The sequence below is a fragment of the Flavobacterium sp. 102 genome, from assembly GCF_003634615.1.
In the GTDB taxonomy this organism is placed as follows: Bacteria; Bacteroidota; Bacteroidia; order Flavobacteriales; family Flavobacteriaceae; genus Flavobacterium.
Genome location: NZ_RBKX01000001.1, coordinates 2,719,663 through 2,735,788, shown reverse-complemented (window position 1 = coordinate 2,735,788; position 16,126 = coordinate 2,719,663). Strand labels below are relative to the sequence as shown.

9 protein-coding genes and 1 other RNA gene are annotated in these 16,126 nt (G+C 35.3%); 8 read left to right on the top strand and 2 right to left on the bottom strand.

Annotated features, from left to right (window positions below; genetic code table 11):
• Positions 1–150 precede the first annotated feature (150 nt).
• Both ssrA and C8C84_RS11815 read right to left on the bottom strand, forming a co-directional pair.
• Positions 151–548, bottom strand: a transfer-messenger RNA (tmRNA) gene (gene ssrA, locus C8C84_RS11820).
• A 45-nt stretch (positions 549–593) separates the two neighbouring features.
• Complete coding sequence (locus C8C84_RS11815; protein WP_121313841.1) at positions 594–1,814, bottom strand: serine hydrolase; 1,221 nt, start codon at positions 1,812–1,814, stop codon at positions 594–596.
• Positions 1,815–1,972: 158 nt separating this feature from the next.
• Here C8C84_RS11815 and C8C84_RS11810 point away from each other — a divergent pair, with 158 nt between their 5' ends.
• The 8 genes from C8C84_RS11810 (at position 1,973) to bglX (ending at position 16,105) form a co-directional block, all read left to right on the top strand.
• Positions 1,973–3,175: an NAD(P)-dependent oxidoreductase gene (locus C8C84_RS11810; RefSeq protein WP_121313840.1), complete on the top strand. Its 1,203-nt coding sequence runs from the start codon at positions 1,973–1,975 to the stop codon at positions 3,173–3,175.
• A gap of 59 nt (positions 3,176–3,234) precedes the next feature.
• Entirely contained in the window at positions 3,235–5,985 is a 2,751-nt protein-coding gene (locus C8C84_RS11805) for a histidine kinase (protein WP_121313839.1), read from the top strand.
• A 249-nt stretch (positions 5,986–6,234) separates the two neighbouring features.
• Positions 6,235–9,216: a SusC/RagA family TonB-linked outer membrane protein gene (locus C8C84_RS11800; protein ID WP_121313838.1), complete on the top strand. Its 2,982-nt coding sequence runs from the start codon at positions 6,235–6,237 to the stop codon at positions 9,214–9,216.
• Positions 9,217–9,228: 12 nt separating this feature from the next.
• Positions 9,229–10,686 (top strand): RagB/SusD family nutrient uptake outer membrane protein, encoded by a 1,458-nt coding sequence (locus tag C8C84_RS11795; RefSeq protein ID WP_233549788.1) that lies wholly within the window; start codon positions 9,229–9,231, stop codon positions 10,684–10,686.
• Positions 10,687–10,716: 30 nt separating this feature from the next.
• The gene (locus C8C84_RS11790; protein ID WP_121313836.1) at positions 10,717–11,619 is read left to right on the top strand and encodes a LamG-like jellyroll fold domain-containing protein; all 903 of its coding nucleotides are present in this window, start codon (positions 10,717–10,719) and stop codon (positions 11,617–11,619) included.
• Positions 11,620–11,711: 92 nt separating this feature from the next.
• Positions 11,712–13,073: a glucoamylase family protein gene (locus C8C84_RS11785; protein ID WP_121313835.1), complete on the top strand. Its 1,362-nt coding sequence runs from the start codon at positions 11,712–11,714 to the stop codon at positions 13,071–13,073.
• Between the two features lies 1 nt (position 13,074).
• A complete protein-coding gene (locus C8C84_RS11780) occupies positions 13,075–13,782 on the top strand; it encodes a prolyl oligopeptidase family serine peptidase (RefSeq protein WP_233549787.1) in 708 nt (235 codons plus the stop codon).
• Positions 13,783–13,801: 19 nt separating this feature from the next.
• On the top strand, positions 13,802–16,105 hold the full coding sequence (bglX, locus tag C8C84_RS11775; protein WP_121315055.1) for a beta-glucosidase BglX: 2,304 nt from the start codon (positions 13,802–13,804) through the stop codon (positions 16,103–16,105).
• Positions 16,106–16,126: the final 21 nt, after the last annotated feature.

Here is a 16,126-nt window from a genome sequence, read left to right as displayed (position 1 = left end):
GAGTCGGGGAGAGTGGCTTAGCCCAACTCTGTTATTCCAAAATTGCAAATGCAATTTTCGGTCTTTTCAAGACCGCCGTATTAAAAATGGAAAAATCAGATCAAGCGAACTTGTCTGATTTTTCCATTTTAATACGCTAAACCGCGCTTGGTGTGGAGTCGCCGAGAATCGAACTCGGGTCCAAACAAGCAACTAAAGAGCTTTCTACACGTTTAGTCTTTGATTGGGTTTTCGACAGTAGGCTATGCCAAAGACAGCGGCCTAATGCTTAGCTCTATCAGTGTCAGAAAGGATTCAGAACATTACCTTTCCTAGGTTTACATTTACGGTTCCCCTGAGCCAGACGCCATAAACCAAGGCTTCTGAGGAGAATCCAGCTTCTCGATCTTATCGAGACTTGGCAAATCTTACTTTAATTCAGATTATGCAGCTAAAGCGTAGTTATTTTCGCCGTTTATGTGTTTATACCCTTGGATTTACGAGCAAAAGGTACCATGCTCGACGTGCTTACCGTTCAATTCGACTTGCTGTCAAAACCAGTCGACCCCAGTTTTTATTCTGATTAGCAAAAATCAGACCACAAAAGTAGTTAATTATTCGTCATTATCATCATTCAATTTAAATGGATAATCACCAAAAAGTGCGGCCAATTTTTTAGATTGATATGTTTTTTTGGTAAACTTATTGGAAAGTGTGATGATGGTTACTTTTTCTTTTCTTAAATTGATAAAAGAAGACGTGTTACCGTGCCACCAGCCATTGTGAAAATAGAACGGTTCCCCTTTTTCATATTCAACCATTCTAATTCCTAGCCCATAATTTCTTAAACCTTTACTTTCATAGCTGTAACCTTTATAAACCTTTTTTAATAAATCAGCATTGAGGAAAAAAGGTGCGAAGCGCGCGGTATCAAACTTCAATATGTCCCTTGGTGTTGAGTAAATGTTTTTATCACCATAAATTCCGTCTAAATAATCGGTTCCGATTTCCATATTATTGCCTTTGTAGGAAGGAACGATGATTTCTCTGTCCTTTTCGAAATCACAAACAAAAGTATTGGTCATGCCTAATGGTGTGAAAATCATTTCTTTCATGGCTTCTGGATATTTCAATCCGGTTGCTTTTTCAATGATTAGTGCCAACATGGCATAATTAGTATTACAATAGCTAAAACGAGTATCGGTTTTGGTTTCTAAAGGGATTTCTTTTTCGACCATTACTTTGACTATATCTTCATTGGTTAGGATTTTTTTCTTATCCCAATTGTTATTTTCATAAGTGAAATAAGCATAATTTTTCATACCGCTTCTGTGGTTTAAAAGCGTTTGAATCGTCACATCAGGATAAGGAAAACCCTCAATTAAAGTAGCCGCTTTTTGGTCGAGTTTAATTTTTTTGGCATCAATCAACATCAAAATAGCGGTTGCAGTCAAGACCTTACTTACCGAAGCGATATGCAATGGTGTGTCTTTGGTTATTTTTTCATCCGTTCGCTTATTGGCATAACCCATGTAGTTTTCATATATGATTTGGCCATTTTTGGCTACCAAAAAACTAACGTTGTCATTCTTTTCAGACCAAGTTTTTTCAAAGAAACGCGAAGCACCATATTTTTTATCCTCAAGAAATGCTTTGGAAAGTTTTGGTAATTCTTCTAGCAAAGGTTGCATTACAGGAATTCCGTTTTCGTTAATTTTAATAATACTTTCTTCTGTCTTTTCTTGTTTTGAACAGGAAGTAGGAACAAAACAGAAAGCAGTTATAAGTAAAGAGGAACAAAAAAGGAATATATAGTGGGATTTTTTAATTTTCATTTTTAAGACTTATGGAATCACAAATATAATTATTCAAGTAAGGTGGATAGTTAATATTTTGCAAAGCTTTCAACAGGTTTTTCACAATTTATATTTTTCCAAAAAAGTTTTGAAAACGTTTTCGTTACAACTACTTTTGAGGCACAAAAATCGAGAGCATGAAATTCGGAATAATTAAAGAGAGAAAAAATCCGCCTGATAGAAGAGTTGTATTTACGCCTGAGGAATTGGTGAGATTAAAGACCGAGCATCCGGAAGCAATTGTCAAAGTAGAAAGCTCTGACATCAGGGTTTTTAATGACGAGGAATATAAAAAGAACGGCATTGAAGTTTCAGATGATATTTCAGATTGCGATGTATTCTTTGGTGTAAAGGAAATACCGGTTGATTATTTGATTCCGAATAAAAAGTATTTTTTCTTTTCGCATACGATTAAAAAGCAAGCACACAATCGAAAATTGCTACAAGCTATTTTAGACAAGAATATTGAGCTTTATGATCATGAAACTATTGTTGATGCCAATAACAGAAGATTAATCGGTTTCGGACGTTATGCCGGTATTGTTGGTGCTTATAATGGTTTTAGAGCATTCGGAATTAAATATGAGTTGTTTACTTTACCCAAAGCAGAAATACTAACCGGTAAAGATGATTTAATCGTTCGTTTAAAAAGACAAACCTTACCCAATATCAAAATTGTCTTAACCGGTCACGGAAAAGTGGGAATGGGTGCCAAAGAAATTTTGGATGGGATAAAAATCAAACAAGTATCAGTTGAAGATTTTTTAAGTAAAGTATACTCACAGCCGGTTTATACCCAAATCGATGTTTTAGATTATAACAAACGTTTGGACGGAAAAGTATTGGACAATAACGATTTCTATAAAAATCCACAAGAATACACCTCCAATTTTGAGCGTTTTACTAAAGTAGCCGATATTTTTATGGCCGGACATTTTCATGGGAATAACGCACCGGATATTTTAACCCAAGAAATGCTCAAAGCGGCTGATTGCAAAATAAAAGTTGTTGCCGATATTTCTTGTGATGTTGACGGACCGATTGCCTGTACTATCAAAGCTTCAACGATTGCTGAACCGTTTTTTGGTTATTTGCCTTTCGAAAATAAAGAAGTTCCCTTTACACATCCGGGTTCAATTATGGTGATGTCTGTAGATAATTTACCTTGCGAATTGCCCAAAGATGCCAGCGAAGGTTTTGGCGAAATGTTTATGGAACACGTGATTCCGGCTTTCTTTAACGGAGACAAAGATGGTATTTTGCAACGCGCTAAAATCACCGAAAACGGCAAATTAACACCTCGATTTGCTTACCTTAAAGACTTCGTTGACGGAAATTAATTCGGGCTTGGTATCAAAAGGCATAAGTTTTTTTATTTTTGGGTAATAATCTACCAAAAGTGAAAAACAAAATCGCCTTTTTCTTTTTTCTACTCTGTTCATTTACTCATGCGCAGGAGTTGCTTCCTTTTGTGGAAAACTTTACCAAAAGCAATTACAACGGCGACAACCAAGTTTGGAGCGTAACACAAGGCAATGATAATGCTTTCTATTTTGCCAATAATCATTACTTGCTTCGTTTCAACGGTGTTCGTTGGGAGAAATACAGTTTGCCCAACAAAACCATTATAAGATCTGTTTTTTCGGATGGCAATAAAATTTATTCAGGTTCTTATAATGAATTTGGTTACTGGAAAAGACAGAAAGGAATACTAAAATACACTTCACTTTCCAAAAACAAAAATTACTTTACCGGTTCATCAATCAATGAAGAGATTTGGAAGATTTTTAAACATGAGAATAAGATATATTTTCAGTCTTTTAATGAATTATATGTTTTAGAGAACAATAAGATTAGAAAAATCAGGATTCCTTTTCAGGTGTCGTATTGTTTTTTGGTTGACAATAAAATCTACGCAGCATCGGTTAAAGATGGTGTTTTTCTTTTTGAGAATAACGATTTCAAAAAGATTGAGAAATGGAATTTACTCGAAGACAATATCATTCATGCCATTGATAAAGCCAGTGGGAAAATGTACTTTTTTACTCAAAAAAGTGGTGTTTACATTGAAGACAGCAATGGTTTAAAACCATGGTCGCATCCGTTGAACGAATTACTAAAGAAGGAAATCATCATTACGGCTAAGGTAATTTCGAATAGCAAATTAATTATTGGAACGGCTTTTCAAGGGGTTTACATTATAGATTTGACCAACAGTAGTTATAATAATGTTTGCCGAAAAAATGCTTTGAAGAACAATTCCATTTTAAGTATTGGTTTGGATAAAGAAAATGATTTGTGGCTTGGTTTAGATAACGGAATTTCGCACATTGAAATCAATTCGCCTTATCGGATATTTTCTGACAACACCGGAATTCTAGGCTCTGTTTATACTTTGGCACCATTGAAAGAAGGCGGATTGTTGTTAGGTTCTAATCACGGAGTTTTTAAGTATCAGGATAAAATTTTGACCTTATTGCCCCAATCTCAAGGACAAGTTTGGGATATACTCCAAGTTGAAAACAAATACCTTATTGGTCACAACGACGGAACTTATATTTATGAAAACAATACTTTGCAAAAGTCGAATGAAGTCAGCGGTGGATGGAAATTTTTGAAAAGCAATTACCACAACAATTTTTTTCTGGCTAATTATTCGGGCATTGTTATTTATGAGAATCCGACAGATTTTAAAACTTTCAAATATTTTTCAAATCTGACCAAGCCAATTAAAAACATCATTCAGAACAAGCCAAATGAACTTTGGGCCGTTGACAATTACAGAAGTTTGTACAGAATCCTTTTTGACGAAAATTATGTTGTAAAAAAGGTTGAAAATATCACTCAGAAAAATAAAATTCTTAACGATTATGGTGTTAAAATGGTCAATTTTAATAATGAAGTGTTGTTTTACATTAATTCTAAATGGTATGCTTACAATGCGATTTCCGATACTTTAGAAATCAATGTTTATTTCAATAAATCATTTTCAAATATATCGGAACTCATTCCGATTGATGACGAAAACTTTATCGTTTTAAAGGACAAATCACTTTTTTTAATTAATAGAGTGAACGATAAATTTGTTTGGAATCTTATTCCGGAAAAATATTATGAAGGTAAAATCATCAATCAGGATACCAAAGTATTTAAGAATAATGGTGAATATTTATTGAATTTAGATGATGGTTTTTTTGCTTTTAAATTACAGAAGACTAAACCAAAACCAAATGACAAAAGCGTTAAGTTAGAAGCATTTGTTGATGGAGTTTTTGTGGAAAAGTCATCTACAATAGGGTACAACAAATCAATTGGTATAGATATTATTTCGGAATATTACGGTTACAACAAACAAGAATTGTTTTATACACTAGATGATGGTAAAAGGTATTTTCCTCTTAAAGATTCCAATATTGTATTAAACAACCTCTCCAGTGGAAGTCATGACGTTGCCATTTATTATAATGATGGAGATAATTACAAAGAGTTGGCCTCGTTTAACTTTAGCGTTGCCATGCCTTGGTATTTCTCGTTTTGGATGATTTTGATTTATGCAGCGATTATTTTTGCGGCATTTTATTTGTACTATAAGTGGAATAAAATAAGATACATAGAGAAATTAAAACTAAAAGAAGAAGAACTTAAACACCAGAAAGAAATTCTAAAACTAGAGATGGATGCCCAAAACAAATTGAAGTCTCAAGAATATGAAAAACACATATTGGAAGTTCAAATCCAGGCAAAAGCTTCTGAAGTAGCCGGAAAATCATTATCTATTGCGAAACAATCCGAAATGATAGAAAGTATTCAAAAGGCTTTAGAATCTGAGAATGATTTAGGCAATTTAAAAAGCAGTATCAAAAAAGCGATTAAAATAAATGCCATTAATAAAAATGAATGGGAGAGTTTTGAAAAGAATTTGCTTCAAAGTAACGAAGAATTTGTACAGCGTTTATCAAAAAAATATCCGGTCTTAACTTCTAAGGATATTAAGCTTTGTATTTACTTAAAAATGAATCTTTCTTCTAAAGAAATAGCTCCGTTAATGAATATTTCATTTAGAGGAGTTGAACTGCATCGCTACCGATTAAGAAAAAAGCTAGGATTAACTTCAGATGACAGTTTGTCAAAAATTATGATTAACTCATAATTTTTGACTTTTTATTGTCAATACTATAATTTTATTCTTAGTATTTTATTAATTATTAACTCATCAATTACTCATCATTTCCAATAACTGCCGATGAGTTTTTTGTCATATAAATTGATTTTAAATAGCTGTAAGTCAATTTATTATTTTTTTTATTTCTGAAAATGATGTGGTAATGTAGTAAGTGTAATCGCGTTACTATAACGTTTTAGTTTAGTACATTAGCTAAAACAAAATCACATTACTCAAATGAAAATTTTCCTATCTTATTTTTTATTGCTTACGATTAGTTGTTTTTCTTATGCTCAAGAACTAAATGGTAAAGTAGTTGATGAAAATGGCTTACCACTTCCGGGAGTCAATATTATTGCAAAAGACAAAAATATCAATAGCACCACTGATTATGATGGCAACTTTGTCATCCAAGCTGTAGCGGGCGATGTATTAGTTTTTTCTATGATAGGCTATGAAACTCTTACGCGAAATGCCCAGTCAAATATGGTCATTACTTTAAAAGAAAGTAACCAGTTATTAACAGAAGTTGTTGTGATAGGTTACGGAACTAAAAAATCGGGTTCAATCACCGGTTCCGTGGCACAAATAAAGGCTACTGATATAGTTAAAACACCTTCACAATCTGCTATTCAAGCTATACAAGGTAAAGCAGCCGGTGTTAACATTGTCACTAATGATGAACCAGGTGCTAATCCTTCTATACGCATTAGGGGTTTGGGAACAGTTTTAGGCGGTAGAGATCCTTTGTATTTAATTGATGGTGTGGAAGCTACCGGATTAAACGGATTGAATCCAAATGAAATTGCTACCATAGATATTTTAAAAGATGCTTCTTCCTTAGCCATATATGGTCAAAAAGCTGCCAATGGAGCTGTTATTGTTACTACAAAAAAAGGAAAAAAAGGTAAAATAAGGGTAAATTATGATTCTTATTACGGTCAAAAATTCATTCAAAAGAAAGTTGAAATGGCCGACTCGTATCGCTTTGCGTATTACAATAATGTGGCAGCAGGTTCTTCAACCTATTATAGTTTTGATCAACCTTATAATACAGATTGGTTAGATGAAATTACCAATACAGGTGAAGTAATAAGTAATTATGTTTCTTTCTCAGGAGGTAATGAAAATGCCAGTTACTATTTTGGGGCTACAAATTATAAAGAAAAAGGTATTCTAATAGGAACAGAATACGAACGGAACAATATCAATTCAAGAAACGAATTCAAAATATTTGACGACAGACTTAAGATTTCCCAAAACTTTAATCTAGCTATAGCAAACAATACTCCTAAACCGGTTAGTGCTTTTACTAATGCTTACAAGCAATCTCCAATTGTTCCGGTGTATTTTCCAAATGGAAGATGGGGCGTACCATTGCGTAATCCTGCCACCGGACTTATAGATATCAATGGAAATGATCGTTTTAATAATGTGGCCAACCCGGTAGCCCAACTAACTTACTTCAATGAAAGAAGTAAAAATATTGTGATGTCAGGTTCTGTAGCCGCGGAAATTGCTTTGTTGAAGGAATTAAAATATACTTCCAATTTTGGAGCAACATACACTTTGAATAAAGGCTATAATTTTTCATCAAACGCCGATATTTATTTATCACAAAATGCGACACAAACATTGCAAGATTATGAAGATAGTTTTGGAGATAACCCAATAAAATACAATACACTTCAACAGTACAAAAGCGATGATTATATGTGGAATTGGGATAATTATCTAACCTATAAAAAATCATTTAATAAGCATGATTTTACCCTGATTGCAGGGATGTCTAGAACTACTAAAAATAATGGTGAATATTTATCCGGAACTCGCTTTAATGTTCCTGAAAGTTCCAATTACTGGTATTTAGATTTGGCTTCTTTTAATGCCGACGCACCACCAGGAAGTGTGGTTTCCAATAATCATTCAACTCCAATTGTTTCAATAGCTTATTTTGGAAGAGCGGAATATGAGTTTGATGATAAATATTTGTTATCCGCTTCTATCAGAAGAGAAGGAATAAGTTCTTTTCAAGATGTTAAAAAATGGGGTTACTTTCCGGCAGTTTCTGCAGGATGGGTTATTTCTAATGAGACTTTTTTAGAAAAAATAAAGTTTGTTAATTATCTTAAATTCCGAGCAGGTTATGGAGAAGTAGGGAATGCCAATTCCTTAAATGCCTTGAATATTCCTGTTTTTGCTGCAGGTTACAACTATGCTTTTGGAGATAGCCAAACTATTTTTCCGGGAAGCAATCAGCCTTATCAAGTAGATCCAAACCTTACATGGGAAACCATGAAAGAATTTGATTTTGGACTTGATTTTAAAGTGTTAAATAACAGACTTTCCGGTTCTGTTGATGTTTATGACAGAACATCTTCAGACGTTATACTTCCGGTATCACTTCCTCCTGTTTTATCTCCGGGAGAAGTGACTGTAAATACGGGAGAAGTTAATAATAAAGGAGTAGAACTTTCTTTGCGATGGGATACTGAAATTAATGACAATCTGAAATATTGGGTTGCCGGAAATTTTTCCCATAACAAAAACGAATTGACCAAAGTCGATAACGCCTATTTTTCAAGATTAATAGGTGGTGGTTTAGGAAATGGCGAATACACTAAACAAGTATTAGTCGGACAACCTCTGGGGAGTTTTTATGTGTATGATGTGCTCGGTATTAACGGTGACGGAGCTTTTATATACAGCGATGAAAGGGTTATTGCTGGTTCTTATTTGCCAACTTACACCTACGGATTAAGTTTAGGTGGAAGTTATAGAAATTTTGATTTTTCTGTGGATACTTATGGTGTTGGCGGCAATAAGGTTTATAATGGTAAAAAAGCGCAACGCTTTGGTGGAGAGAATATTGAATACAGTTATTTAGATAGTTTTTGGACACCATCAAACCCGAATACAACTAATCCAAAGCCCTACAATGAAACTCCAAGACCTTCAACTTATTTTATAGAAGACGGTTCTTTTTTGAGAATAAATAATATTACCATTGGTTATACAATCCCAAAATTTTATAACAAAATTGAGAAAGTAAGAGTCTATATCACTGCTGTTAATCCTTTTGTATTTACCAAGTACACTGGATATTCACCTGAAGTTGTTGGAGGTGATAATGCTAATCCTCTTGGAGGTGCCGGAATTGAGTTGGATGCTTATCCAACGAATAAAACATTTTTGTTTGGTCTTAACATAAGTCTTTAAAATACTATGAAAATGATGTGTAACATAAAATTTAAAACAGCAATACTGCTATTCTCTTCTTTGATTTTCTTTTCGTGTGAAGACGATTTGAATGTTGAACCCAGTAATGCTCTTACAGAGATTGATTTTCTTAACGATCCTAATAATGCCGTTCAACTGGTTAACGGGGTTTACAACAAGCAATTAGATTACAATATGTATGCTTTTTCTTGGATAGGAATTACCAGTATTGTTTCTGATGATGCTGATAAGGGCTCCACACTTACAGATACCGGTGTAGATAAAGGAAGATTAGATAATTTGGCTTTTGGACCTACCGATATTTCATTTAATGATGTTTGGATAGGTCGTTATGATGGAATATATCGTGCCAATAATGCTTTGTTTTATTTAGAGCAATTGTCTATCGAAGAAAGCCTCAAGAACAGATTGATAGGTGAGGTGAAATTCCTCAGAGCATTGTGCTATTTTGATTTGGTTCGTTGTTTTGGTGGTGTACCATTGGTAATTACAAAAATCGATATTAATGATACTGCTCAAATTAATGAAGTGGTATATGTTAGAAAATCAAAAGCAGAAACCTATGCTCAAATAGAAACTGATTTGTTAGATGCTATCGATAAATTGCCTTTGAAAGGGGCATACGCACCCAATGATAAAGGAAGAGCTTCGAAAGGAGCAGCACAGTCTTTATTGGCTAAAGCTTATTTGTATCAAGAAAAATGGCAACAATCCTATGATATGTGTGGTAACGTAATGAGTTCTGCACAATACGGTTTGCTGACCAATTATGCTGATGTTTGGAAAGAAATAGGCGAAAATGGTTCTGAGTCAATTTACGAAGTACAGGCCACATTAACCAAAGGTTTACAAGATTACACCAATGTTCAAGGACCAAGAGGAACTCCTGATTTAGGTTGGGGTTTCAATACACCATCATTATCGCTAGCCAACTCTTTTGAACCCGGCGATGTTAGAAGAGGTAGTTCAATCATTTTTGTTCCTTCAGTGCTTTGGGATGGATTTGTTGCGCCAACAACGTGGACTAATCCTAGATACAATTATAAATCCTATCAAAGTAGCATCGCAGAATCTTGGAATGGAGACCGAACCCAAACAGCTAAAAATCTGAGAATTTTAAAATACAGTGACCTATTGTTAATTCGTGCAGAAGCGGCTTTTCATCTAGGGTTGAATTCAGAGGCAACAGACAGGATTAACGATTTAAGAACAAGAGCAGGTTTAGGGACATTAAGTTCGGTTACACTAATCTCAATTTTAAAGGAACGAAGAGCTGAGATGGCAATGGAACACGACCGTTGGTTTGATTTAATCAGAACCGGTCAAGCACAAGCAGCTATGGCTGCGGATGGCAAAACATTTATCGTTGGAACCCATGAATTGTTTCCAATTCCACAAAATCAAATAATTACAAGCGGAGGCTTACTAACTCAAAATCCGGGGTATTAAAATTAATTTAACTTAAACCATTTTTTTATTATGAAAACAAACAAAATTTTTATTTCAGCATTTGCTCTAACCATTGCATTTGGCTCATTAACAAGTTGTAGCAGTGATAGTGATAGTTCATTACCACCAATCGGAGGTTATGACAATGCAGGACAAGTAGGCGAGACTGATTTGGTTGCCTATTGGCCTTTGAATGGCAATGGCAAAGAGAGTATTTCCAATACATCTCCTTCTGCAACAGTAGGAGCAACTTATACCGGTGACGCCGTTAAAGGTGACGGTTTGGTTCTTACCAATGGATATTTAGCTTATCCTGAAATTACATCTTTGGCTACAACTTCAGCAAGTATGTCTATAAGTTTATGGGCTAAAATCACAAACAATGGAGGAACAGACGGACATCCAACGATGTTATTTTCTTTGACACGTCCAAACGAATGGGCTGGAAATTTTAACTTAATGTCTGAAACCGGTTGGAGAACAGTGGCTAGTGATACACTTGTGATCAAAGGTTTAGCAGTTATCAAAAATGGTGATGGAAGTGCCAACTTCCAAGACATTATCAATTCAGCTAATCCAAGTGTTGATGACATTGCAGCTGGTCACGTTGCTCATGCAGCAAAATTTGCCAATGTTTGGGCTCATTATGTAATCACTTGGGATGCAACAACAGCGTTATTTAAAGTATATGCTAATGGTCAAAAAATTTCTAACCCAGTTTGGGAATCTAGAAATGGTGGAACTGCTTTACCTTTAAGTTTCTTTACACCGGCTAGACCAGTTATCGGAACATTTGGATCAGTTGCTTTCGGAACACCAGATTCTTGGCAACGACCTATGAATGGTCAAATTGATGAAATCCGTGTCTGGAAAAAAGCATTATCAGCAGCAGATATCAACTCTTTATACGAGCTAGAATTAGCTGGAAGATAATCTTCTTTTAAATCTAAATAAACCTAATAGGTATAACAAACCTATTAGGTTTTTCTTTAATTTTTTCAAAAAATAAGTCACAAATCTCCATCATGAGAAACTTAGTTAAGTTAATAGTTTTACAATTCTTTCTTATTTCTTGTTCGTGTTCTAACCAATCGAATGATAATCCTTCAGAGGAGCAACAATTGACAGATGAACAATTATTGGATTTAGCTCAAAAGGATGCTTTGAAATACTTTTGGGACTATGCAGAAACCAATTCAAAACTAGCCAGAGAAAGATATCATACTGATGAAGTCAGTGTTGATGCAAATCTTGTGACCACAGGTGGTTCAGGATTTGGATTAATGACAATTCTAGTAGGTGTTGAACGTGGATTTGTTCCTAGAGGTGAAGCAGTTTCAAGGTTAACAACAGCGTTAACATTTCTTGAAAATGCAGATCGGTTCCACGGAGCATGGCCACATTGGTTAAACGGAACTAACGGAAATGTAGTTCCTTTTGGAAACGATGATAATGGTGGCGATATCGTAGAAACTTCTTTTCTCTGTCAAGGACTAATTTGTGTCAGAGAGTATTTTAAAAATGGTACAGCCGAAGAGCAAGCCTTAGCTTTAAAAGCTGATAACTTGTGGAAAGGTGTAGATTGGGATTGGTATACTAAAGGAGAAAATGTGATGTATTGGCATTGGTCACCTGATAATGAATGGCTGATGAATCTCAAATTGGAAGGTTATAATGAATGTTTGATTACCTATATCATGGGTGCTTCTTCACCAACACATCCTATTCCTTCTGAAGCTTATCATCAAGGTTGGTCAAGAAACGGAAGTATTGTTAGCCCCGGAACAAGTTTTAATATTCCGAAAGTATTTAATTATAACGGTACTTCAACGGTTGGCCCAATGTTTTGGTCGCATTATTCTTATTTGGGTTTAGATCCAAGAGGTTTGTCTGATCAATATGCAAATTATTGGACGCTAACTCAAAATCATGCCAAAATTATGTATGCTTATTGTGTGGCTAATCCATTAGCATGGAATGGTTACAGTGAAGATTGTTGGGGTTTAACGGCAAGTTATTCCAGAAATGCTAATGGTTCAACAGGCTATTCAGCACACCAACCTAATAATGACCGAGGCGTGATTTCACCAACTGCAGCCTTGTCTGATTTTCCGTTTACACCGATAGAATCCATGAAAGCCTTGCGTTTTTTTTATGAGAATGCTGATTGGAAAGAAAGATTGATTGGTGTTGCCGGTCCGTATGATGCGTTTTCGCCTCATCATGATTGGGTTACTAAACGTTACTTAGCCATCGATCAAGGGACTATTGTTCCTATGATAGAAAATTACAGAACAGGTTTTCTTTGGAACTTATTCATGCAAGCGCCTGAAGTGCAAACCGGATTACAAAACTTAGGATTTACTTCTACTCAACACGGATTCTAAAATGATGCGTTCTTTTAAAATAGTGATACTGTGGTGTTGTTTTGGATTTGGTTTAAGTGGCTTAGCACAAGAAACACAAGGAAGTTTTTCGACGCAGATAACAAACACTTATTCTTATGGTTATTTATTGCGCAAACCACAAAATATAAAAACTAAAAAACCATTAATTGTTTTTTTACACGGTTCCGGTGAAAAGGGAACCGATTTAGAAAAAGTAAAAATACATGGTCCGTTAAAATATGTAAAGCATCACGAACTCGACGCCTATATTTTGGCCCCTCAATGTCCTGAAAATACATATTGGGAATCAGAATCTTTATACCAATTGATTCTAAAAGTAAGCCAAGAGAACAATGTTGATGCCAACAGAATTTACCTAAGCGGTCTAAGTATGGGCGGCTGGGGAACATGGAATTTAGCCATTGCACATCCTGATATGTTTGCCGCTATAGTTCCAATAGCCGGATTTGTTGACAGAGTTCCGTTAATTGAAGATTGTAAAATGGCGGCAATATCCACTTGGATTTTTCATGGTTTACTCGATGATGTTGTTGATGTGAATTATTCATCAGTAATTTATAAAAGGTTAAAAGCGTGCAACAGCAACGTTAAGCTAACCATATTTGATGATGCGAATCACGACAGTTGGAGCAGGGTTTATGATAATCCTGAAATCTATGAATGGATGTTACAGCAGATTAAAAAATAACAATATCAATCAATCAAAAATGAAAGTTAAATTAACCATAATCTTATTGCTGATAGCAGGTTTTGTCTCGGCCCAAAAAGCTAAAAAGAGCAAAACACCTATTGTTATTGCACCCAAAGAAATATTCGTGTCTGACTTATTGTCCAAAATGACATTGGAAGAAAAAATAGGACAGTTAAACCTGCCTACTTCCGGAGATATAACTACCGGCCAAGCTAATAGTTCTAACATCGCCAAAAAAATTGAAGAAGGTAAAGTAGGCGGATTGTTTAACATAAAATCTGTTCAAAAAATAAGAGAAGTACAAAAGATCGCCGTAGAAAAAAGTCGCTTAAAAATTCCGTTGCTTTTCGGAATGGACGTGATTCACGGATACGAAACTACATTCCCAATTCCGCTTGGACTATCGTGTACTTGGGATATGAACTTAATTAAAAGAAGTGCTCAAATTGCCGCACAAGAAGCTAGTGCCGATGGAATCAATTGGACATTTTCACCAATGGTAGATATTTCTCGAGATCCGCGTTGGGGAAGAGTTTCAGAAGGTTCAGGAGAAGATCCATATTTGGGAAGCCAAATTGCCAAAGCGATGGTAACCGGCTATCAAGGTGACGATTTGAGTAAAAACAATACTATTTTATCCTGTGTAAAACACTTTGCCTTGTATGGTGCGCCCGAAGGCGGAAGAGATTACAACACGGTAGATATGAGTAAAATCAGAATGTACAATGATTATTTACCACCTTACAAAGCAGCCGTCGATGCCGGAACAGCTTCCGTAATGGCGTCGTTTAATGAAATAGATGGAATTCCGGCAACGGGAAACAAATGGTTGCTGACCGATTTACTAAGAAAAGATTGGGGTTTCAAAGGTTTCGTAGTAACCGATTATACCGGAATCAACGAAATGACAGAACACGGTATGGGTGATTTGCAAACCGTTTCCGCTTTAGCCTTAAACGCCGGAGTTGAAATGGATATGGTTGGCGAAGGTTTTTTGCTGACATTAAAAAAATCATTAGAGGAAGGCAAAGTGACTATGCAACAAATAGACAACGCCGTTCGATTGATTTTGAATGCCAAATATGATTTAGGATTATTCCTCGATCCCTACAAATACTGTGACGCTAATCGGGCCAAAACAGAAATTTTCACTTCAACTCACAGAAGTGAAGCTCGAAAAATTGCCGCTGAATCTTTGGTTTTGCTTAAAAATGAAAACCAAACTTTACCGCTAAAAAAATCAGGCACGATTGGCGTTATCGGTCCATTGGCGGATGCCAAAGAAAACATGGCAGGAACTTGGAGTGTGGCGACCAAACAGGAAAATTCGGTTTCATTAATTGCCGGAATTCAATCTGTGGTTGGAGTTTCTGCCAAAATATTATACGCTAAAGGTAGTAATCTTGATTATGATGCGGCTTTGGAAGAAAGAGCTACCATGTTTGGCAAAACGCTACACAGAGACCAAAGAACGAATGAAGAATTACTTTTCGAAGCTTTGAAAATCGCCAACCAATCAGATGTGATTGTTGCCGCATTAGGAGAATCGGCTGAAATGAGTGGTGAATCCAGTAGTCGTACTAATTTGGAGATTCCACAAGCGCAAAAGGATTTGTTACAAGCCTTATTAAAAACAGGAAAACCGGTAGTTTTAGTTTTATTCGATGGTCGACCATTGGTGATAACAGAGGAAAATAAAACTGTTCCGGCTATTTTAAATGTTTGGTTTGCCGGAAGTGAAGCCGGTTATGCTATAGCCGATGTATTATTCGGAAACGAAAATCCATCCGGAAAATTAACAGCGACTTTCCCAAGAAGTGTTGGACAAGTGCCCATTTATTATGCTGCAAAAAATACAGGAAGACCTTTAGGTAACAAAGAAGGAATCTTCGAAAAATTTAAGTCGAATTATATCGATGAAAGAAATGAGCCATTATTTCCATTCGGTTTCGGATTGAGTTACACGACTTTTAACTATGCTAATTTGAGTCTTTCTTCGACTAAAATGTCTTTCAATGAAACTATTAAAGCTACTGTAGATATTACCAATACCGGAGATTTTGATGGCAAGGAAGTGGTACAATTGTATATCAGAGACATAGTTGGTTCGGTGACCAGACCGGTTAAAGAGCTGAAAGGTTTTCAAAAAATAAACCTTAAAAAAGGCGAAAAGCAAATGGTAACTTTTGAAATTTCTGTTGAAGATTTAAAATTCTACAATACTAATTTGCAATTTGTGGCCGAACCCGGAAAATTTGAAGTCTTTATCGGAACCAATTCTGATACGATTAATAAAATAGAATTTGATTTGGTTAATTAATTTTATGTTTACTTCGAGGAA

Coding starts and splice junctions, on each gene's coding strand:
- C8C84_RS11815 (WP_121313841.1), bottom strand. CDS start 1,814: ATGAAAATTAAAAAATCCCACTATATATTCCTTTTTTGTTCCTCTTTA.
- C8C84_RS11810 (WP_121313840.1), top strand. CDS start 1,973: ATGAAATTCGGAATAATTAAAGAGAGAAAAAATCCGCCTGATAGAAGA.
- C8C84_RS11800 (WP_121313838.1), top strand. CDS start 6,235: ATGAAAATTTTCCTATCTTATTTTTTATTGCTTACGATTAGTTGTTTT.
- C8C84_RS11795 (WP_233549788.1), top strand. CDS start 9,229: ATGATGTGTAACATAAAATTTAAAACAGCAATACTGCTATTCTCTTCT.
- C8C84_RS11790 (WP_121313836.1), top strand. CDS start 10,717: ATGAAAACAAACAAAATTTTTATTTCAGCATTTGCTCTAACCATTGCA.
- C8C84_RS11785 (WP_121313835.1), top strand. CDS start 11,712: ATGAGAAACTTAGTTAAGTTAATAGTTTTACAATTCTTTCTTATTTCT.
- C8C84_RS11780 (WP_233549787.1), top strand. CDS start 13,075: ATGATGCGTTCTTTTAAAATAGTGATACTGTGGTGTTGTTTTGGATTT.
- bglX (WP_121315055.1), top strand. CDS start 13,802: ATGAAAGTTAAATTAACCATAATCTTATTGCTGATAGCAGGTTTTGTC.